The organism is Janthinobacterium svalbardense (assembly GCF_002327145.1).
Taxonomy (GTDB): Bacteria; Pseudomonadota; Gammaproteobacteria; order Burkholderiales; family Burkholderiaceae_D; genus Janthinobacterium; species Janthinobacterium tructae.
Genome location: NZ_CP023422.1, coordinates 1,864,943 through 1,883,233 on the forward strand (window position 1 = coordinate 1,864,943; position 18,291 = coordinate 1,883,233).

Here is an 18,291-nt window from a genome sequence, read left to right on the forward strand (position 1 = left end):
GGTCAGACGGGGATGCTCAACAGCAGATGCTGCAGCAGCGCGCGGCTGTCCGTGGACCCTTGCGCCGCATGCAGGCGGTGGGCGCAGACGGGCAGCAGCACGGCTTGCACATCGTCGGGCGTGACGTGGTCGCGTCCGGCCAGGGCGGCCCAGGCGCGCGCCGCCTGCAACAGGGCCAGCGCGGCGCGCGGGCTGAGGCCGTCGGCAAACACGCCGGGCGCGCGGGTGGCATGCACGAGGGTCAGCACGTAGTCGACGACGGCGGGCGAGGCGTGGATGGCGCGCAGGCCCGCTTGCGCTTGCAGCAATTCTTCCGCGTTCATCACGGCCGGCAAGGTTTGCAGCATGGCGCGGCGGTCGGCGCCCAGCAGCAGCGCCCGTTCGGCGGCCGCATCGGGGTAGCCCAAGGTGACGCACATGAGAAAACGGTCGAGCTGCGATTCGGGCAAGGGGAAGGTGCCCAGCTGGTGCGCGCAGTTTTGCGTGGCGATGACGAAAAACGGCTGCGGCAGCGCGTGCGTGACGCCATCGAGCGTCACTTGCCGCTCTTCCATCGCCTCCAGCAAGCCCGATTGCGTCTTCGGCGTGGCGCGGTTGATCTCGTCGGCCAGCAGCACCTGGGTAAACAGGGGGCCTGGATGAAAAACGAAACTGGCGCTGCCCCGGTCATACACGCTCATGCCGGCCACGTCGGCGGGCAGCAGATCGCTGGTAAATTGCTGGCGCTTCCATTGCAGGCCCAGCGAGATGGCCAGCGCATGGGCCAGCGTGGTCTTGCCTACGCCGGGCACGTCTTCGATCAGCAGGTGGCCGCCCGCCAGCACGCAGGCAAGGGTCTGGCGGATCTGCAAGTGTTTGCCGACGAGAGCTTCGCCGATTTGCTGTGCGGCCTGGTGTATTTTCGAAAACATGTTATTTCTATCACAGTACAACGGATTATTTAATTTACAATCGCTTTGGCCAGGTCAAACGGCGCCGCCCGCCAGCTGCGCGCTCGTGGTAGATTAGAGTGACAGCAAAGGCGGCACAGACCAGCCAGTGATTTTATGCGAGAACGCGCAGGGCGAACAGAAATGCCATGCAGTGTTCCCGGAGAATGGACAGAGACAGAGGTAACCAGTACAGCGCATGAGCACAGCCATTTATACCCATCCCGATTGCCAGCGCCATGAAATGGGCGACTGGCACCCTGAATCGCCGGCCCGCTTGCAGGCCATCAACGATCAATTGATCCTCGCGCATATCAGCGACCTGGTCGAGCACCGCGACGGCGTGCGTGCGCAATTGTCCGACATCGAGCGCAACCACAGTGCCACGGCCATCGGCCTGGTGCGCGATAATGTGCCGTCCGAGGGCGACTACTATCCGCTCGACGGCGACACCTTGCTCAACGCGCACAGCTACGAGGCCGCCCTGGCGGCGGCAGGCTCGGCCGTGACTGCCACGGACGCCGTTATCGATGGCGAGATCAGCAACGCCTTTTGCGCGATCCGACCGCCTGGCCACCATGCGCGGCCCAGCGAGCCCATGGGTTTCTGCCTGTTCAACAATGTCGCCATCGCCGCCAAGCATGCGCTTGACGTGCGCGGCCTCGACAGAGTCGCCATCGTCGACTTTGACGTTCATCATGGGAATGGCACGGCCGAATCCGTGGCAAACGATCCACGCATCCTGATGGTGAGTTTTTTCCAGCACCCGTTTTATCCGTACAGCGATGTCGAGTCCTATACGGATACGCGCGTCAACGTGCCCGTGCCGGCCCGCTCGAAGGGCGATGCCGTGCGCCAGCTGGTGCTCGACCACTGGCTGCCCGCGCTGCACCGGCAGCAGCCGCAGATGATTTTCATTTCCGCAGGTTTCGATGCCCACCGCGAAGACGATGTGGGCGGCATGGGCCTGGTGGAGGCCGACTACACGTGGCTGACGCAGCAAATGATGGCCGTGGCCAATCAGTATGGCAAGGGCCGCATCGTCAGCTGCCTCGAAGGGGGCTACAATCTGTCGTCGCTGGGCCGCAGCGTGGCGGCGCACGTGAAGGCGCTGGCGGAGCTGTAACGGTGCCGCGAACTACAGCAAGCTGGGACGGCTGCTGGAATTGGTGTGGCGGTGGGTCTGGTAATCGAGCGCGTCGCCGGCCATGAAGCGGCGCCAGGCTTGCGTGTAGACGAGCGATGATTTCTCCGCATCGAAGCTGCCGAGCTGGAGCATGTCGCGGTGGTGCTTGATTTCATTGACCAATTGGTCATACAGCATTTGCAAGCCATAGCTGTCGGCGCTCTGGCGTTTCAGGCGCTCTTCCAGCTGCGCCACTTGCCCCTGCAACTGCCGGCATTCCCTCTTCCAGTCATTGCGTGGCACGCGCTTGGGCGCCATGCCAGTGTGTTCCTTCATCATATCGACCTATCCCCATCGCGTATCTCCCTGCACCTGGCGGAGCCAGCCTGGGAATAATTGCTTTTCATTTAAGAGGCGATATTAGAGCATACTTTTTTATTGCTTGCAGTAAATATAAAAATCCTTGTGGAAATATTTGAGCTGGCTTCGCGGGCGCCTATCACTGGCGCTGTACTGCTTTCAAGGGCGCAGCGGGGGCGGCTACGGCCATGTTGACGTCGTCGGCGTAAGTGATGGTCAGCAGGGTATTGTCGTCCCAGCTCTGGTCATGCAGCGGCGGCACGTAGCGCTGGCGGTCGTCCGTGACGCGGATCTCCAGCGTGCGCTCGCCCGAGCGCGCCTGCACGGCGGCGAGGCTGCGCGGCACGGGATACAGCACGTGGATCAGCGATGAGTGGCACGGTCCGCCCGCCAGGCGGAACAGGTTGCGCCGCACAAACGGTAGCTGGTCCTGTTCGACAGCCCAGCGGATTTCGCATTCCAGGCGCAAGTCGCCCAGACGGCGCACGTTCGCGGGCAGTCCCGGCGTATGGATGTCGGCGCGCCAGCGCAGGGTGTCGCGCTTCTTGTTGCTGACCAGGTCGGCATTCGCATCGTAGGCCGTCTTGTCGCGCGTCAAGGTGAAGCCGCCATCCGCCGCCAGGGGCACGGGGATCGACAGGTTGTCGGCCGACAGGTGCAGGGTCACGCCATCGAGCCTGGCCTGGGGCGTGGCGGGAACCAGCATGAAGCGCAGCGGCGCGCCCGGCGCCAGGCGCTGGTGGTCGGCATACGCGTCGAGTCCCTTGAGCATGGTGCGGTAGGGGCGCAAGTCAGGATCGCGCGTGCCTTGCACCTCGACAAGCTGCTGCATTTCCTGGTTCACTGGGTCGCCAGGCGCCGCCGTTTGTTCCTGGGCCATGGCGGGCAGCAGGCAGGCGCAGAGGGGGGCGAGGAGGAGGAAACGGGGAAGATGCATGGAATGCGCGCCAGGTTGAGTTTGCAATGGGGAAACCGGCCAGGCTGGACGGACTGCGGATCTTATCATTCAAGTAACTGCCAAATTATCACCAATTGTCTCGTTCGCGTCGCACGGCTGGCGCTGGGCGGCGGAAAATGCGACGTCGTGGCGGCAACCACGTAAAATAGCGGATTGACTGAACGAACTGAAGGCAAGAGCATGGCGATACAATGGTACCCAGGACACATGAACGCGGCCCGCAAGAAAGCGGCCGAGACCATGGAAAATACCGACCTGGTGATTGAAGTGGTGGACGCGCGCCTGCCGGCAGCCAGTTGCAATCCCATGGTGGACGAGCTGCGCCTGTTCCGCCAGCGCCCTTGCCTGAAGATCCTCAACAAGACCGACCTGGCCGATCCTGCCGCCACGGCCGCCTGGGTGGCCTATTTCAATGCCCAGGAAGGCGTGACCGCGTATGCGATGACGACCAAGAAGCCGGGCGACGTGGCGCGCATTCCGGACCTGGCCAAATCGCTGGCGCCGCACCGCGGCGTGCCGACGAAACCGCTGCGCATCATGATCATGGGCATCCCCAACGTGGGCAAGTCGACCCTGATGAACGCGCTGCTGAAAAAGCGTGTGGCGAAGGTGGGCGACGAGCCGGCCGTGACGAAAATGCAGCAAAAATTGTACCTGGACAAGAACACCATCCTGGTCGACACACCCGGCATGCTGTGGCCGAAGATCGCCATCCCCAGCGACGGCCTGATGCTGGCGGCCAGCCACGCCATCGGCTCGAACGCGCTGATCGAAGAAGAGGTGGCCGTCTTCCTGGCCGAGGAATTGCTCAAGCGCTATCCGGACTTGCTGGCGGCGCGCTACGGCACCAAGGTCGATGAAGTCGATGCCATCGGCGTGGTCGAAGGCATTGCCGCCAAGCGCGGCTTCCGCATCAAGGGCGGCGATTACGATTTCGAGAAAGCCTCGCATACCTTGCTGCTCGATTACCGCAGCGGCATCCTCGGGCGCATCTCGCTGGAAACGCCGGATACGCGCGCGGTCCTGCTGGCCCAGCACGCGGCCGAGATGGCGGAAAAAGCGGCGAAAGCGGCAGAGATTGCGGCCGAGAAGGCCAGGAATTCTGCGCGCGGCAAGCGCGGCACGTAAGTAAGAAAAGCCGCTTGTAGCGGCTTTCTTTTAACCCAATAGCGACGACTGGGGTCGGACCCTCAGGGTCCGACCCCGGCATTTTCGCCGTGCGGGTTTATGCCGCCGCCTGGCCAAACCTGAAGCTGGTCACCGCCAGCGCCCCAAAAAAATCCTCCTCGTGATACACCACGTGCGCCGCTTCCTGCTCGGCCGCACCGAGCGCCACCATCAACGGCAGCAGATGGTCTTCCTGCGGATGGGCCTGGCGCGCACCGGGCGCCTGGTCCCAGGCCAGCAATTGCGCCAGCCTTTGTTCTGGCGGCAAGGCCATCGCCTGGCGCAGCCAGGCATCGAACTGCTGCGAGGCGACGGCGCCCGCCTGGCCGAACTGGCGCAGATTATGGTAAGACAAGCCGCTGCCGAGTATCAGCACGCCCTGACGGCGCAAGCTGGCCAGCGCGCGGCCCACCTCGACGTGCGTGAGCGGGTCGTAGCCGTGTTTCAGCGACAATTGCACCAGCGGCACGTCCGCTTGCGGGTAGATGGGGAACAGGGCGCTGAAGGTGCCGTGGTCGAAGCCCCGCTCGTGGTCCAGGCGCGCCGGATGGCCGGCTGTATCGAGCAATTGCTTTACCTGCGCCGCCAGTGCCGGTGCGCCCGGTGCCGGGTACTGGATCTGATACGTGTGCGGCGGAAAGCCCGAATAATCGTAGATCATGCCCGGCTGCGGGCTGGCCGAGACGAGGAACTGCGGCCCTTCCCAGTGTGCGGTCACCACCAGCACGGCCTTGGGACGCGCGCCGAGCTGGCGCGGGATATCCTGCAAGGATGCTTCGAGCACGTCGTAGCGGTCGCCGAACTGCTCTTTCATGAACGGCCACGGGCCGCCGCCGTGCGACAGGAAATAGGTGGGGAAGGTGTGCTCTTGCATGGCGGCTCCGGAGTGGAATGGCTGATGCTACCGATGATAGTCATGCGCGGTCAGTTGATCAAGATTGAAATTATTGATATATCATTTCCATTTTGTTGATGATGGGATGGTCATGGATACCTTGCGCAGCATGCGCGTGTTTCGCGCCGTGGTCGAGCTGGACAGTTTCGTGCGCGCCAGCGAGCGCCTGGATGTATCGCCGGCCATGGTCAGCAAGCACGTGATGCACCTGGAGCGCCACCTGGGGGCGCGCCTGCTGAACCGCAGCAGCCGTCACCTGAGCCTGACGGAAATCGGCAAAGTGTATTTTGAACAATGCCGTGACATGCTCGACAATCTCGATGAGGTGGAAGCGACCGTCGGCCGCACGACGGTGGTGCCACGCGGCATGCTGCGTCTGAGCGCCCCCGTGTGGTTCGCCAACGCCATCTTTACGCGCACCCTGGTGGCTTACCGCGAGCGCTTCCCGGAAGTCACGTTCGACATCGACCTCAGCGGAAGAGTGGTCAACCTGGTGGAAGAGGGCTTTGATCTGGCCCTGCGCGTGAGCCAGGCGCCGTCGCCGACCCTGATCGCGCGGCCCATCGGCAGCATCGCTTTTCACCTGGTGGCCGCGCCCGCCTACCTGGCGCGCGCGGGCCACCCGCAAACGCCGCAGGACCTGGCGCTGCACGCCATGATCAGCTATTCCTTGTTGTCAAACGGTAATGAACTGGCCTTTGAGGGGCCGCAGGGGCGCGAGACGGTGAAGTTCTCGCCCGTGCTGCAATGCAATAACGAAAGCTTGCTGCATGCGGCCGCACTCGACGGCATGGGCATCGCCCTGCTGCCATCGTGGCAAACGGATGCGGACCTGGCGGCGGGGCGGCTGGTGCGTCTCTTCGACGGCTACCAGCTGGCGGGCGGCAAGGTGTACGCCGTCTACACGAGCCGCCGCTACCTGTCCTCGAAAGTGCGCACCTTCATCGACTTCCTGGCCGATGAAGGGCGCCTGGGCAGTTGACGGCCCCAGCGGCGCGCGCCGTGCGTATAATGATTCGCTTTTGCCATCCTCCCGTTTCACTACCGTGCGTGCCCCGATAGCGCACTCAGCTTGCCGCCATGATGCCTGCCCCTCCCGCCCTGACCATTGCCACGCGCGCCTTGCTGCTGTGCGCCCTGGCCATGCCGGCGTGCGCACAGGAAGGCGTGGATGGCGTCACGGCCGGCGTCACGCATGGCGACTTGTCCGCCGAGCTGGCGCAGGGCGGCCAGCACAGTCTGCGCGGCGCCCTGTCGCGCGACCAGGGCGGCATGATGCTCGATGTGGCCATCGACGGGCTGCGCAATGGCAACTACCGCGACGGCAGCGTGTTTCACCAGCGCGGCTTCAACGGCGGCGCGGAATGGAAGCTGCGCCAGGGCCGCTTCGGCTTCAGCGCCGACCAGCTGAAGCAGGACACCCGCTATCCCGCGCCCGAGGCGCCGTTCCTGGCCTTGCTGGCGACCCGCCCGGAAGACCTGTATCGCTATGAGGTGCGGCGCGCCAGCGCCTTCGTGCAGCGCTACGTGGGCAAGTTCGAGCTGGGCGTGGAGCTGTCGCAGCGGGAAAAGCGCGCCACGGCCCAGTATGCGGGCGAGGACGGCGGCAGCGAATCGAGGTACAGCAGCCGCCGCCGGCAACTGGCGCCGCGCCTGCGCCATTCCGGCAAGGTGGGGGGAGTGGGCACGGATACGGAAGTGGGCCTGGACCTGATGCAGTGGGAGCGGAGCTCGGGGCGCGATGGCGATGGGCAGCGCCGCCAGTACTCGCGCGCGCTGCTGCTGCGCGAGGAGCTGGCCTTCGGCGGCCTGTATGCGCCGCGCCTGCTGCTGGGATTGCGGCATGAACAGTTCCAGCTCGATCCGGCCGACCTGCCCGCCGGTGGCAGCGACTGGGAAAACCAGAACGCCTGGGACGTGCAGGGTAGCCTGCAACTGCGCCCGCAACTGAGCGTGTATGCCAAGGCCGCGCGCAGCTACCGTATCGACGACGATGGCTATACCCGCGCCGGCTACCGTCCCCTGGCGGGACAGCTGCGGCGCGAAACGGAAGTGGGCGCCACCTTCGGCGACGCGGCGCGCAGCGCTTCCGTGCGCATCTTCAGCGAGCGCCTGAGCAACCAGATCGTCTTCGACCAGAGCCTGGGCCAGCTGGGCTTTGCGGGCAACCTCGATCCTTCGCGCCGCGACGGCATTGCCATCGAGGCCAGCATGGCGCTGGCGCGTGACTGGCGCCTCGACGCGCAGCTGCGGCAAGTGCATGCGCGCTACGACGATTACGCCTACGATGGCCCGGATATCGCCCTCGTGCCCAAGACCCTGGCCAGCCTGCGCCTGTACTGGACGGGGCAGGCCGGCGCCAGTGCCGACGTGGGCGTGCAATGGCTGCGCGCCCTGCGCTATGGCCCGGATTTTGACAACAGCTGCCTGGCGCAAGTGCCCGCATTCGCCACCGTGGATGGGCGCTACGTGCGCAAGCTGGGTGCCTGGGAGCTGGAACTGGCCGGCAGCAACCTGGCCAACCGCCGCCATTACGGCGATGCGCCCGGTTGCCGTTCCAGCATTTACCTCAAGGATGCGCGCCAACTGCGCGTGTCGGCGCGCTACCATTTTTGAAGTCCAAGCGCGGCGGGGCTTAAATGCGGCTTAAGCGGGTGCAAAGCGGTGCGATAAACACGGCTTTTTTCTGCCCGGGCTTCATCGACCGGCGCAAAAAGTGGTAATCTCGCCCCGTTCACGACCACTTTATGATGAAGGATTAATATGCGTTTTCTGCGTTTCTTGCGTCCCCTGCTCGCCGCCGTCACCCTGGTGGCGGCCACCGGCGGCGCCATGGCGGCCGATACCGGCTTTACCACGCTCCCGACGCCAGTGCGCACGGACACGGGCAAGAAGGTGGAAGTGGTCGAATACTTCATGTATTCCTGCCCGCATTGCTACGCGCTCGATCCGCTGATGCACGACTGGGTCAAGAAGCAGGGCGACAAGATCGCCTTCCGCCGCATCCACCTGGCCTTCTCCGGCCCGAAAGACCCACAGGCGCACGCTTATGCCACCCTGGAGGCAATGGGCCAGCTGGAGCAGTTCCACGACAAGATCTTCCGCGCCATCCACGTCGAGCGCAACCGGCTGAACCGCGATGACGCCATCCTCGACCTGCTGGTCAAGAACGGCATCGACAAGGCGAAATACCTGGACATGTTCAATTCCTTTGGCGTGCAGACCAAGCTGAAACGCAACGAGCAGCTGATCGCCGCCAGCAAGATCGACAGCGCGCCGACCATCGTCATCGACGGCCGCTTCGTCACGTCGCCGTCGCAGCTGTCGCGTCCGGGCCAGTCCGAGCCGCAAACCCAGGCGGCGACCCTGCGCGTGATGGATGAACTGGTGGCGCGCACCCTGAAAGAGCGCGCTCCCGCGCCAGCGAAGAAGTAAGCGCAGAGCGCCATGAAACAGCTGCCCTGGACCTTGTGCGTACTGGCCCTCGCCCTCGTGGCGTGGCTGGCGCTTGCCGTCGTCAGCGTGGAAAACCAGCGCAATGCGCTGGCCAGCAAGGCTTGCGTGGACCCCGCGTTCAAGAACGAGGTCGACGCAAAATGCCTGGCGTCCGTGCAGTCGCGCGAGCACTGGTGGCAGCACCTCACTTACGCCATGACGCATTTCCGGAACTGAATGCATCAGTAGAAAAACCCGCCCAGCGGGTTTTTTTTCGTCCGCGTATGATGAAGCCACAACCATCCTGGAGGGACGATGAAGGAAGTGATCTTGATTACCGGTAGCAGCCGCGGCATCGGCGCGGCGACGGCGCTGCTGGCGGCGCGCCAGGGCTATGCCGTCTGCATCAACTATGTGCGCGATGCGCAGGCGGCCGAGGCGCTGTGCGCGCGCATCGTGGCCGGCGGCGGCGAGGCGATTGCCGTGCAGGCCGACGTGGGCGATGAAGCGGACGTGGAACGGCTGTTCGGCGAAGTCGATGCGCGCCTGGGCACGCTCACGGCGCTGGTCAATAATGTGGGCGTGCTGGAGCAGAAATGCCGGCTGGCCGAGATTTCCGTGCAGCGCCTGGAACGCGTGCTGCGCACCAACGTGATCAGTTATTTTTTGTGCTGCCAGCAGGCCGTGCGGCGCATGTCGATGGCCAATGGCGGGCAGGGCGGGCGCATCGTGAATGTCTCGTCGGTGGCCGCGCGCATCGGCTCGCCGGGCGAATACATCGATTACGCGGCCTCGAAAGGTGCCGTCGATACCTTGACCCTCGGGCTGGCCAAGGAAGTGGCGGCCGAGGGCATCCGCGTCAACGGCGTGCGGCCCGGCATCATCTATACGGCCATCCATGCGTCTGGCGGCGAGCCGGGGCGGGTGGCGCGCCTGGCGTCCGGCGTGCCCATGCAGCGCGGTGGCGAGCCGGAAGAAATCGCCGATGCCATCCTGTATCTGCTGGGACCAGGAGCGAGCTATGTGACGGGCAGCATTCTCGACGTGGCGGGCGGGCGCTAAAGGTTACGCGTTGGCTGGCGCGGCCTTTGCCGGCGCCGAATGGGGCGTGATCACCACGGTGCAAGTGGTGCCGGCCACCAGCAGTTGCCCCTTCGGCTGCTCGTCGATGTGGATGCGCACGGGCACGCGCTGCGCCAGGCGCACCCAGTTGAAGGTGGGATTGACGTCGGCCAGCAGTTCGCGGCCCGTGGCGGCGTCGCGATCGGTGATGCCGCGCGCGATGCTTTCGATGTGGCCATGCAGGGTGCCGCCGCTCATCAGATTCATTTCCGCCTTGTCATCCGGCGCCAGCATGCCCAGCTTGGTTTCTTCGAAATAGCCGACGACGTAGTACGAGGCGCTGTCGATGACGGCCAGCTTGGGGGCGCCGACGGCGGCGAAATCGCCCTTGTGCACGTTCAGATTCGTTACATAGCCGCTGACGGGGGCGCGCACGGTGGTGCGTTCCAGGTTCAACTGGGCCAGCGCGCGCGCGGCCACGGCGGCCTGCACTTGCGACGAGGCCGAGCTGGCGGCGTAGGCCGCGCTTTCGCGGCTTTCCGTGGAAATGATGCTGGCGTCCAGATTGGCGCGGCGCTGCGCTTCCTTGCCGCGGCGGCCCATTTCCGTTTTTTGCGTGGCCAGCACGGCGTCGGCCTGCGCCAGCGCGCTGGCGTAGCGTTCCTTGTCGACGACGAACAGCACATCGCCTTTTTGCACCACCTGGTTGTCGCGCACCAGCACGTCCGTGACGGTGCCGGCCACGTCGGCGCTGATATTGACGATGTCGGCCTTGATGCGGCCGTCGCGCGTCCACGGCGACTCCATGTAGCGGTCCCAGACGGTCTTGCCTATCCACAGGGCTGCGGCCAGTAGCAGCAAGGTGATTGCATAGCGGGTCAGTTTGCTTACCATGTCGGCAGCCTTTCCTTGATTGGGTTGAACAGTTTTTTTTATTTGCAGAGCTATTTGTACAGCGATAAGGTCAGCGCGCCGAAGATGGCGATGAAGATGCACAGCCGCGCCAGCGACGGGTGCCACACCATGCGGTACACGCCCAGCCAGCCCAGCACGCGGTCGAGCAGGGTTTGCAGGCCGATGCTGAGGATGAACAGGGGCAGCAGGGTAGGAATCAGAATTCCGAACAGGGCGAATTCACGCGGCATGGTGGTCTCCGGCGCCAGGCGCCATATGGTCGAGTAATGAGGTGTAGATCGAGTGCAGGTCGGCCAGCGCGGTCTGCAGGCGCGCGCTACGTTCGGCGCTTGCATCGACTTCCGCCTGGGCTGCGCGCACCACGGCGCCCGCCTGCAGGGTGGCGGCCAGCGCCGCTTGCAGTGCCGTGTCGCTGCGCGTGCGCAGCCAGCCGGCGATGTGCGCCACGCACTGCTGCAGCGCGTGGCGCGTGGCGCCCGGGCGGGCGGTCGCGATCAGTTCGCGCAGTTCGATCACGGAATGGCCGATTTCCAGCAGGGTCAAGGCCTGGCGCACGACGGCGCGCGTGGCCACGCCCGGCGCCGGTCCTGCCGCCGCATTGAGCTGGCTGAGGAGGTCGCGCACGCGGTTGTCGAAGCGGTGTTTGACGCGCCGTGCGGGTGCCGTGCACGCATGCAGCGCTTCGCGCCACAGGGCGCGGCCGATGTGGTCCTTGTGGCCCATCGTGTGCTCGGGCAGCAGCACGGCAAACACGAGGGCGGCCAGCATCAGGCCGACGATCAGCGCCATGCCGGTGTTCAAAAAGGCCGCGCCGTCGACATGCATCACGTTGGTCGGCGCCATCTGCGTGATGAAGGTCGATACGCCCAGGCCCACGCCCAGCTTGGCGGGATTGGTCATCAGATACAGGCCGACAGCGAGGAAGGGTGCAAAGCTCAGCACCAGCATGCGGAAACCGTCGCCATGCACCAGCACGAAATACACGCAGACGAGCGACAGGGGCATGGCGATGAAAAAGCCTGTCAGCACCTGGCGGATCATCATGATGGGGCGCGGCGAGGACGAGGCCAGCGCGCAGAACACGGCCGCCATCAGCATCGCCGTGCTGGCGTAGGGCCAGGCGAGGAAGTAGGCGCCCAGCGCCAGCAGGGCCAGGCTGATGGCCGCGCGCGCGCCGCTGGCGATGACCAGCGCGGGCGGCGTCTTCGGCGCATACGCCTGCGGCGTGCTCACTTCCAGCGGCGTATCGTGCGCCAGGCTGAAATACACTTCGTGAAAGCGGCTCATGTCGCGCGCGAAGCGTTCCAGCAGTTCGCACACGGTGTCGAAATCGATGCGCTGCGCATGCGCGATGGTCGCGCTATCGATGTCCGCACGCGCCAGCGCCAGCGCCGTTTGCAGGTACCGCTGCATGGTGTCGAGCGAGTCTTGCGACGGCGTCGCCTGCAGCGCCTCGGCGACGATGGCGTACAGGGGCGCACACGCCTGCATGACCTGGGTTTCGCCATCGCGTTGCAGGCGGTCGAACAGGCGGTGAAAGGTATAGAAGGTGGTCAGCGCCGTCATGAAAGTGGCGTTGAAGGCGTGCAGCTTGCGGTTTTGCGCACGCACGTGACCCACTTTGCTGGTCACTTCGAACAGCGCGGCCGAGCGCCCCAGTTCCAGCGCCGCCACGTCGGCGGCAAACTGCAAATGCGTCAATTCCACCTGCGCCGGCGTGAGCTTTTGCTGCAGCACGTCCTGGCAAAAGGTGAGAAATTTGCCATAGCGCGCCTGCACCGTGCGCATCACCTGCGTACCCTGGTGTCGCGGCAGCAGCACGCTGGAGACGACGGCCGAGCAGATGATGCCCAGGCCGACTTCGGCCACGCGCGTGACGGCCAGCGAGAACACCTGCATCGGCTGCTCGATGGCGGGCAACACGATCATGCAGGCCGTGTAGCCAGCCAGCACGTACACATACGACTGGGCATTACGGTGCAGGGCCGAGCCGCTCGTGCACAGGCCCACCCACAGGGCCAGGCCGGCGAACAGCAGTACGGGCTGCTGCGGGAACAGGCCGATCAGGGTCAGTGCGGCCAGGCAGCCCAGCAGGGTGCCGCACAGGCGGTAAAAGCTTTTTTCCAGCACCATGCCGCTGCTGGGCAGGGCCAGGATGATGGTGGTGGTCATCGCCGTGCTGGGTGAATCAAGGCCCAGGCGGTAGGCCAGCCACAGAGCGCAGAACGCGGCGATGAGGGTCTTGCCGACGTAGATCCAGCGTTCGCCTTCCGTCGTGCGCCAGTCTTGCAGCGCCAGCGCCAGCCAGTGGGCCGCCCGGCTCAGGGGGCCATATGTAGGTGTTGTGGCTGGCGTCATCGATAGGCTATCAGTTCTGGTTGTTGAGATTATTCAGGTTGCGCAACTGGCGCACGTACAGCTTGTCGAGCACTTGCAGCTCTTCTTGCGTAAATCCCTCGTACAGGGCCGAGGTATCCTGGTACACGTCGGGCAGCGCCGTTTCAATCAGGGCGCTGCCCTTGTCGGTCAGCGAGATCATCACCGAGCGGCGGTCGCCGGGGCGCGTGCCGCGGTGGATCAGGCCGCGCGTTTCCAGGTCGTTGCAGACGCGCGTCAGGTTGGCCGGCTTTTCATGGCACGCCATGCCCAGGGTGCAGGCATTCGAGGTTTCGTCGTCCGTGCCGTACAGTACGGCGAGCACCATGTAGCTGGCATCGACCAGGTCGTGCTTTTTCAGCGCGGCATTGGTCAAGTCCTTCATGCCTTTTTGAATGTGGTACGTCATGCGCAACAGGCGCATCAGTTCCATGGGGAAGCCTGGCATGCGCGTGCGGATGTTTTGCAGCCGCTTGGAGGTGGCGTCAAAAGCGGTCATGTCATATTCCTTCATGTGTGAATAAAGTTCTGATTGTATCTTGTTGAGCTAGGGCAATGCCAGGATTGCAAGCTTAGATCCCGCCTCCCAGTGCATTCATCAAGGAAACGTACAGATCCAGTTCGCGCGCCCCATTCTGCGCCTGCTGCTGTTCTTCCGCCAGCAGCGCCACTTGCGTGTTGAGCATGTTGATGGCGTCGCTCATGCCCGCCTTGTACGCCTTTTCCGCCAGGTCGCGTGCGCGCTGCGCCGTGGCCAGCGCCTGCACGGTCAGCTGGTGCTGCTTTGCCAGCGACTGGGCGCGGGTGACGGCGTCGGCCACGTCCGACATGGCGTTGATGACGCTGGCGTTGTACTGCTCCACGGCGCCGTCGTACACGGCCGTCTGGCTGCCCAGCTGCGCGCGCAGGCGGGCGCCCGCAAAGATGGGCAGGCTCAGCGCGGGCGAGGCGCCGCGTACCTGCGAATTGGCATCGAGAAAATGGCTGAAACCGAAGGCCTGGAAGCCGGCAAAGGCCACCAGGTTGACGTTCGGGTAAAACTCGGCCTTGGCAGAGTCGATGCGCTGCGCCGCCGCTTCGACTCTCCAGCGCTGGGCGGCGATGTCGGGGCGGCGGCCGATCAGGTCGGCGGGCAGGGCGGCGGGAATGGCCAGCGGCTGGTCCAGGCGCAGCACGGGACGCGTGAGCGCCGCGCCGGCGGCCGGACCCTTGCCTGCCAGGGCGGCCAGCTGGTTGCGCAGCAGGGCCAGCGACTCGGCCGACTGTTCCAGCTGGCGGCGGCCGGCGGGCAGGGTGGTTTCGATCTGCGCCACGTCGATATCGGTGCCGATGCCGGCGGCCTTGCGCTGGCGCGCGATGTCGAGGATGCGGGCGCGCTGCGCCAGGCTGCGTTCGATCACGTCCTGCAGCTGGAATTCATACGACAGCTGGATATAGGTGCGCACCAGCGCCGTTTCCAGGGCCAGGCGGGCCATCTGCGATTCGGCCGATGCCATCTGCACGTCGCCCAGGGCGGCGGACAGGGCGGCGCGGTTGCGGCCCCACAGGTCCAGGTCGTACGAAGCGGTGACGGTGGCCTGGTTGCGCCAGGCGTAATTGCCGGCCAGCGGCGCCGGCGTGCTGCCGTGCTGCGAATACAGTTCGCGGTTGATGGAGACGGATGCGTCGGCCTGCGGGCGGGTCTTGTCTTCCGCCGCGCCGGCCAGCGCCTCGGCCTGGCGCACGCGCGCCTGGGCGCCGCGCAGGGTGGGGCTGTCTTCCAGCGCCTGCTCCATCAGACGGTTCAACTGGGGATCGTGCAAGTCTTGCCACCATTGCGCGCGCGGCCATTGGATGGCGGCGCTGGCGGCGGCATCCATGGCTTTGCTGGCCTGAAGTTTGTTGGCGTCGAGCATGGCCGATTGCGGCGCGATATGGCCCATGTCGGCGCAAGCGCTCAAGGCAAGGGTCAGGCTGGCGGCAAGCAAACGGCGGTGCAGGGACATGCAGGGACTCCGGGAGAAATTGTGTAGGGGGGATGCTGACAGCTCGCCGCGGGAGCTTCGGGAGTGGCCCGAGTGCTGCGCCGCAACTGAGTTGTTACTGACTGAAACCGGCTGACTGGTTTCTTATTTCACGACGTGCTTGGCCGTTTGCGCGACATCAAAGTCTGCTTCCGTTTGCGGGATCAGGCCAGCCTTGCGGGCGGCGTAGAACTCGGCCATGACTTGTTCGCGCGTCACCTGGCTGGCGGCGGTGGCCGGCGTTTTCGGGTAGTCGACTTCGCTGGTGGCGATTTCGCCGGCGTTGCGGGCACGGACGTATTCGGCCGTGACGTCGGCACGCGTGAGTTGCTGGCTGGTGGCTGGCGCGGCGCTTTGGGCAAAAGCCGAGGTAGCGGTGGTGATGGCAAACAATGCTGCGATGAGTGATTTGGCTTGCATGATAAGACTCCAAAATGTGCATGATGGCTGGGTGGATGGGCCGGATCGCCACGTACCGGTCGGTTCGGCGGCATGGCGCTGGTGGGCGCCGTGCCGCCGATGAAGCAGTTTCTGGATGAGAAGATGCTTACTTGTATTAACTATAGCAATGAATAGTACATTTGTGAAGTAATTTATGAAAATAGTTGTGCGATGCCGCAATTCCTCGGGGGAAATGCCGTGCAGGCGTGCGCCGCTGGCCGGTCCAGGGGAGTAAGCTGGTTTTTTGATCAACGGGAGTCAGCCATGAGCAACAGCACACTCGATCCGGACAATTTGCCCGTCACTCCCGACCGCGTTCTGGGCAGCGGTCACGGCAAGGGCGCGCTGGGACCCAGCGACAGTTCCGACAGCGGCAGCGACATGCAGGGCGTGCCTGGCCAGGATGCGGAAGAGCTCGAAAACGACAGCGATGCGGCCGGCACGGGCGAGCGGGCCGGCGTGGAGCCGCACAATGGGGTAGCCGATGGCGGCGACATCGACGTCGATCATGTGGAAAGCCTGGCGCCACTGCCGCCGGCAGAGAAGGCTGAGGACGAATTGCCTCCACGAAGTACCGTCTCTCCTGCGCCATCAGCGTAAAATGCAGCCAAGGCGGCGTGCGCGTCGCCATGGCCAGCCGGCCGGCACAGGATAGGATGTCAGAGGATGCAAACGCAGATGTCGGAAGAGAAAGAAAAAGACGTGATGTCGATGTACCGCGAGACGCGGCCGCGCGAGTTTTTTGGCGAAAAAAGTAACACCAATCACCTGGCCTGGAGTGTGCTGGTGATGTTGCTGGCGCTGGCGTTCTGGCTCGTCGTGGCCCTGGCGGCGGCGGAAAACCAGCGCTATGCCCTGGCAACGAAGGCGTGCCAGGATCACGTGTTCCCTGCGGAAATCGATACGTCTTGCCTGAAGCAGGTCAAGTCGCGCGATCACTGGTGGCAGCACGTGGGCCACGCGCTGGTGCGCATGGGCGCCTGAGCCGGGCGCAAGCTGGCTGAACGACCTGGCTGAATCTGGCGGCGGCGAAGGCCGCTGCGGTGATGGAGCGATAGTGCGGGAGGCGCCATGCCACGCGATCACTCGCGCGAGCAGCCGCAATGGCTGCTGGCGCGCCACAGTGCCTTGACGGCGCGCCAGTTGCTGCGCGCCTATGGCTTGCTATGCCTGTTTTCCCTGGCGGTCGCCGCCGCCTTTGCGCTGCGCGGCATCTGGACCATTCCCGTCTTTTCGTTCGCCGAACTGGGCCTGGTGGCCATCGCCCTGCGCGACGGCGAGCTGATCATCGAACAGGTCAGCGCCGGTCACTGCCGGCGCCACCACTTTTCGCCGTGGCGCACGCGCATCGATGTGCCGCAGTGGCCGCGCCAGTTGATACATATCAACGATACCGGTGCTGGTGGGGCGCAGGTGGACGTGGGCGTGTACGCCACGCCCGAACGGCGCCGGCAGGTGGCGCAGGAACTGCTGGCCCTGCTGCCACCGCCCCTGTCGCCGCCGTGAATGCCTTACACGGCCCGCGACGGGCCTTCCCACAGGTTGATATGGCCTTCGCGCGCCTGCACGTCGATGGCGGCCAGCTCGTCGGCCGTGAACGTCAGTTGCTGCAGCGCGGCCACGTTTTCGCGGATTTGCGCGCTGCTGCTGGCGCCAATCAGGGTCGAAGTGACGCGGGGATCGCGCAGCACCCAGGCCAGCGCCATCTGCGCCAGGGTTTGCCCCCGCTGGGCGGCAATCTGGTTCAGGGCGCGCACGCGGGCCAGATTTTCCGCGCTCAGGTGCTGTTGCGTCAGCGAACCGCCGCCGGGGCGGTTGACGCGCGCATCCTGCGGCACGCCGTCCAGGTACTTGTCGCTGAGCAGCCCCTGCGCCAGCGCCGTGAACGTGATGCAGCCCATGCCTTGCTCTTGCAGGGTGTCGAGCAGGCCGTCTTCCTCGATCCAGCGGTTGAGCATGTTGTAGGCCGGCTGGTGGATCAAACACGGCACTTTCCATTCTTTCAGCAGGGCGGCCGCCTCGGCCGTCTTTTGCGGCGAATACGACGACAGGCCCACGTACAGCGCCTTGCCCTGCTGCACGGCGGTGGCCAGTGCGCCCATGGTTTCTGCCAAAGGCGTGTCGGCATCGTAGCGGTGCGAGTAAAAGATGTCGACATAGTCGAGGCCCAGGCGCTGCAAGCTCTGGTCCAGGCTGGCCAGCATGTATTTGCGCGAACCGCCGCCCTGGCCGTACGGACCGGGCCACATGTCCCAGCCCGCCTTGGTGGAAATGATCAGTTCATCGCGGTACGGCAGAAAATCGTCGCGCAGCAGCTTGCCGAAATTGCTTTCCGCGCTGCCATACGGCGGGCCGTAGTTATTCGCCAGGTCGAAATGCGTGATGCCCAGGTCAAACGCGGTGCGCAGCATGTCGCGCTGCGAAGCCAGATTGTTGCTGTCGCCAAAGTTGTGCCACAGTCCCAGCGACAGCAACGGCAATTTCAGCCCGCTGCGCCCGCAGGTACGGTATGGCATGCTGTCGTAGCGGTTCTCGGCGGCGTGGTAGGTCATGGCATCTCCCGGTTGAATGAAGCGTGTATTTTCGCGCAAAATCAAGGTGGGCGTGCGTGCGCCTTGCACACG

21 protein-coding genes are annotated in these 18,291 nt (G+C 64.8%); 10 read left to right on the plus strand and 11 right to left on the minus strand.

Annotation, left to right across the window (positions count from 1 at the left end):
• Window positions 1–2 precede the first annotated feature (2 nt).
• Window positions 3–911, minus strand: coding sequence for an AAA family ATPase (locus CNX70_RS08255; protein WP_096234312.1), 909 nt, complete (start codon window positions 909–911; stop codon window positions 3–5).
• A gap of 217 nt (window positions 912–1,128) precedes the next feature.
• Between CNX70_RS08255 and CNX70_RS08260 the strand changes: the two genes are divergently transcribed.
• Entirely contained in the window at window positions 1,129–2,055 is a 927-nt protein-coding gene (locus tag CNX70_RS08260; protein WP_096234313.1) for a histone deacetylase family protein, read from the plus strand.
• A 12-nt stretch (window positions 2,056–2,067) separates the two neighbouring features.
• On the opposite strand, the gene CNX70_RS08265 is transcribed toward CNX70_RS08260, so the two are convergent.
• Together CNX70_RS08265 and CNX70_RS08270 are read right to left on the minus strand one after the other, a co-directional pair.
• Window positions 2,068–2,394, minus strand: a complete 327-nt coding sequence (locus tag CNX70_RS08265) for a hypothetical protein (RefSeq protein ID WP_167389628.1) — start codon at window positions 2,392–2,394, stop codon at window positions 2,068–2,070.
• 160 nt (window positions 2,395–2,554) lie between these two features.
• Window positions 2,555–3,352, minus strand: coding sequence for a hypothetical protein (locus tag CNX70_RS08270; RefSeq protein WP_096234315.1), 798 nt, complete (start codon window positions 3,350–3,352; stop codon window positions 2,555–2,557).
• A 201-nt stretch (window positions 3,353–3,553) separates the two neighbouring features.
• On the opposite strand from CNX70_RS08270, the gene ylqF reads away from it, so the two are divergent.
• The gene (ylqF, locus tag CNX70_RS08275; RefSeq protein WP_081344871.1) at window positions 3,554–4,501 is read left to right on the plus strand and encodes a ribosome biogenesis GTPase YlqF; all 948 of its coding nucleotides are present in this window, start codon (window positions 3,554–3,556) and stop codon (window positions 4,499–4,501) included.
• 97 nt (window positions 4,502–4,598) lie between these two features.
• On the opposite strand, the gene CNX70_RS08280 is transcribed toward ylqF, so the two are convergent.
• Window positions 4,599–5,414, minus strand: a complete 816-nt coding sequence (locus CNX70_RS08280; RefSeq protein WP_096234316.1) for a DODA-type extradiol aromatic ring-opening family dioxygenase — start codon at window positions 5,412–5,414, stop codon at window positions 4,599–4,601.
• A gap of 112 nt (window positions 5,415–5,526) precedes the next feature.
• On the opposite strand from CNX70_RS08280, the gene CNX70_RS08285 reads away from it, so the two are divergent.
• The 5 genes from CNX70_RS08285 (at window position 5,527) to CNX70_RS08305 (ending at window position 9,932) form a co-directional block, all read left to right on the plus strand.
• Window positions 5,527–6,417, plus strand: coding sequence for a LysR family transcriptional regulator (locus CNX70_RS08285; protein ID WP_096238334.1), 891 nt, complete (start codon window positions 5,527–5,529; stop codon window positions 6,415–6,417).
• 98 nt (window positions 6,418–6,515) lie between these two features.
• Window positions 6,516–8,051 carry a TonB-dependent receptor domain-containing protein gene (locus CNX70_RS08290; RefSeq protein WP_096234317.1) on the plus strand — a complete coding sequence of 512 codons (1,536 nt, stop codon included), beginning with the start codon at window positions 6,516–6,518 and terminating at the stop codon, window positions 8,049–8,051.
• Window positions 8,052–8,198: 147 nt separating this feature from the next.
• Complete coding sequence (locus CNX70_RS08295) at window positions 8,199–8,870, plus strand: thiol:disulfide interchange protein DsbA/DsbL (RefSeq protein ID WP_096234318.1); 672 nt, start codon at window positions 8,199–8,201, stop codon at window positions 8,868–8,870.
• A 12-nt stretch (window positions 8,871–8,882) separates the two neighbouring features.
• A complete protein-coding gene (locus CNX70_RS08300; RefSeq protein WP_071078945.1) occupies window positions 8,883–9,107 on the plus strand; it encodes a hypothetical protein in 225 nt (74 codons plus the stop codon).
• 78 nt (window positions 9,108–9,185) lie between these two features.
• Window positions 9,186–9,932: an SDR family oxidoreductase gene (locus tag CNX70_RS08305; protein WP_096234319.1), complete on the plus strand. Its 747-nt coding sequence runs from the start codon at window positions 9,186–9,188 to the stop codon at window positions 9,930–9,932.
• Window positions 9,933–9,935: 3 nt separating this feature from the next.
• Here CNX70_RS08305 and CNX70_RS08310 read toward each other — a convergent pair whose 3' ends face one another.
• The 6 genes from CNX70_RS08310 to CNX70_RS08335 all read right to left on the minus strand — a co-directional run bounded on the left by CNX70_RS08310 (window position 9,936) and on the right by CNX70_RS08335 (window position 15,646).
• Window positions 9,936–10,826 (minus strand): efflux RND transporter periplasmic adaptor subunit, encoded by an 891-nt coding sequence (locus CNX70_RS08310; RefSeq protein ID WP_096234320.1) that lies wholly within the window; start codon window positions 10,824–10,826, stop codon window positions 9,936–9,938.
• Between the two features lie 50 nt (window positions 10,827–10,876).
• The gene (locus CNX70_RS08315; protein ID WP_071078940.1) at window positions 10,877–11,077 is read right to left on the minus strand and encodes a DUF1656 domain-containing protein; all 201 of its coding nucleotides are present in this window, start codon (window positions 11,075–11,077) and stop codon (window positions 10,877–10,879) included.
• Complete coding sequence (locus CNX70_RS08320) at window positions 11,067–13,205, minus strand: FUSC family protein (protein ID WP_244199076.1); 2,139 nt, start codon at window positions 13,203–13,205, stop codon at window positions 11,067–11,069. Before CNX70_RS08320 ends, CNX70_RS08315 begins: the two co-directional genes overlap by 11 nt.
• Window positions 13,206–13,215: 10 nt before the next feature.
• Window positions 13,216–13,722, minus strand: coding sequence for a MarR family winged helix-turn-helix transcriptional regulator (locus tag CNX70_RS08325; RefSeq protein WP_096234321.1), 507 nt, complete (start codon window positions 13,720–13,722; stop codon window positions 13,216–13,218).
• A gap of 73 nt (window positions 13,723–13,795) precedes the next feature.
• Window positions 13,796–15,208: an efflux transporter outer membrane subunit gene (locus CNX70_RS08330; RefSeq protein WP_096234322.1), complete on the minus strand. Its 1,413-nt coding sequence runs from the start codon at window positions 15,206–15,208 to the stop codon at window positions 13,796–13,798.
• 123 nt (window positions 15,209–15,331) lie between these two features.
• Window positions 15,332–15,646 (minus strand): DUF4148 domain-containing protein, encoded by a 315-nt coding sequence (locus CNX70_RS08335; protein ID WP_096234323.1) that lies wholly within the window; start codon window positions 15,644–15,646, stop codon window positions 15,332–15,334.
• 285 nt (window positions 15,647–15,931) lie between these two features.
• On the opposite strand from CNX70_RS08335, the gene CNX70_RS08340 reads away from it, so the two are divergent.
• From CNX70_RS08340 to CNX70_RS08350, 3 genes are all read left to right on the plus strand, one after another.
• Complete coding sequence (locus CNX70_RS08340) at window positions 15,932–16,267, plus strand: hypothetical protein (RefSeq protein ID WP_096234324.1); 336 nt, start codon at window positions 15,932–15,934, stop codon at window positions 16,265–16,267.
• Window positions 16,268–16,333: 66 nt separating this feature from the next.
• Window positions 16,334–16,651 carry a hypothetical protein gene (locus CNX70_RS08345; protein WP_096234325.1) on the plus strand — a complete coding sequence of 106 codons (318 nt, stop codon included), beginning with the start codon at window positions 16,334–16,336 and terminating at the stop codon, window positions 16,649–16,651.
• An 87-nt stretch (window positions 16,652–16,738) separates the two neighbouring features.
• Window positions 16,739–17,173 (plus strand): DUF2244 domain-containing protein, encoded by a 435-nt coding sequence (locus tag CNX70_RS08350; RefSeq protein ID WP_096234326.1) that lies wholly within the window; start codon window positions 16,739–16,741, stop codon window positions 17,171–17,173.
• Between the two features lie 5 nt (window positions 17,174–17,178).
• Here the strand turns inward: CNX70_RS08350 and mgrA are convergent, their stop codons facing one another.
• Window positions 17,179–18,219 carry an L-glyceraldehyde 3-phosphate reductase gene (mgrA, locus tag CNX70_RS08355; RefSeq protein ID WP_096238336.1) on the minus strand — a complete coding sequence of 347 codons (1,041 nt, stop codon included), beginning with the start codon at window positions 18,217–18,219 and terminating at the stop codon, window positions 17,179–17,181.
• Between the last annotated feature and the right edge of the window lie 72 nt (window positions 18,220–18,291).

Bases quoted from the DNA above. Each gene is read 5' to 3' on its own strand.
- CNX70_RS08270 (WP_096234315.1), bottom strand. From the start codon at position 3,352: ATGCATCTTCCCCGTTTCCTCCTCCTCGCCCCCCTCTGCGCCTGCCTG.
- CNX70_RS08280 (WP_096234316.1), bottom strand. From the start codon at position 5,414: ATGCAAGAGCACACCTTCCCCACCTATTTCCTGTCGCACGGCGGCGGC.
- CNX70_RS08320 (WP_244199076.1), bottom strand. From the start codon at position 13,205: ATGACGCCAGCCACAACACCTACATATGGCCCCCTGAGCCGGGCGGCC.
- CNX70_RS08290 (WP_096234317.1), top strand. From the start codon at position 6,516: ATGATGCCTGCCCCTCCCGCCCTGACCATTGCCACGCGCGCCTTGCTG.
- CNX70_RS08300 (WP_071078945.1), top strand. From the start codon at position 8,883: ATGAAACAGCTGCCCTGGACCTTGTGCGTACTGGCCCTCGCCCTCGTG.
- mgrA (WP_096238336.1), bottom strand. From the start codon at position 18,219: ATGACCTACCACGCCGCCGAGAACCGCTACGACAGCATGCCATACCGT.
- CNX70_RS08340 (WP_096234324.1), top strand. From the start codon at position 15,932: ATGAGCAACAGCACACTCGATCCGGACAATTTGCCCGTCACTCCCGAC.
- CNX70_RS08345 (WP_096234325.1), top strand. From the start codon at position 16,334: ATGCAAACGCAGATGTCGGAAGAGAAAGAAAAAGACGTGATGTCGATG.
- CNX70_RS08265 (WP_167389628.1), bottom strand. From the start codon at position 2,394: ATGATGAAGGAACACACTGGCATGGCGCCCAAGCGCGTGCCACGCAAT.
- CNX70_RS08305 (WP_096234319.1), top strand. From the start codon at position 9,186: ATGAAGGAAGTGATCTTGATTACCGGTAGCAGCCGCGGCATCGGCGCG.
- CNX70_RS08260 (WP_096234313.1), top strand. From the start codon at position 1,129: ATGAGCACAGCCATTTATACCCATCCCGATTGCCAGCGCCATGAAATG.
- CNX70_RS08350 (WP_096234326.1), top strand. From the start codon at position 16,739: ATGCCACGCGATCACTCGCGCGAGCAGCCGCAATGGCTGCTGGCGCGC.
- CNX70_RS08325 (WP_096234321.1), bottom strand. From the start codon at position 13,722: ATGACCGCTTTTGACGCCACCTCCAAGCGGCTGCAAAACATCCGCACG.
- CNX70_RS08295 (WP_096234318.1), top strand. From the start codon at position 8,199: ATGCGTTTTCTGCGTTTCTTGCGTCCCCTGCTCGCCGCCGTCACCCTG.
- CNX70_RS08315 (WP_071078940.1), bottom strand. From the start codon at position 11,077: ATGCCGCGTGAATTCGCCCTGTTCGGAATTCTGATTCCTACCCTGCTG.
- ylqF (WP_081344871.1), top strand. From the start codon at position 3,554: ATGGCGATACAATGGTACCCAGGACACATGAACGCGGCCCGCAAGAAA.
- CNX70_RS08285 (WP_096238334.1), top strand. From the start codon at position 5,527: ATGGATACCTTGCGCAGCATGCGCGTGTTTCGCGCCGTGGTCGAGCTG.
- CNX70_RS08330 (WP_096234322.1), bottom strand. From the start codon at position 15,208: ATGTCCCTGCACCGCCGTTTGCTTGCCGCCAGCCTGACCCTTGCCTTG.
- CNX70_RS08335 (WP_096234323.1), bottom strand. From the start codon at position 15,646: ATGCAAGCCAAATCACTCATCGCAGCATTGTTTGCCATCACCACCGCT.
- CNX70_RS08255 (WP_096234312.1), bottom strand. From the start codon at position 911: ATGTTTTCGAAAATACACCAGGCCGCACAGCAAATCGGCGAAGCTCTC.
- CNX70_RS08310 (WP_096234320.1), bottom strand. From the start codon at position 10,826: ATGGTAAGCAAACTGACCCGCTATGCAATCACCTTGCTGCTACTGGCC.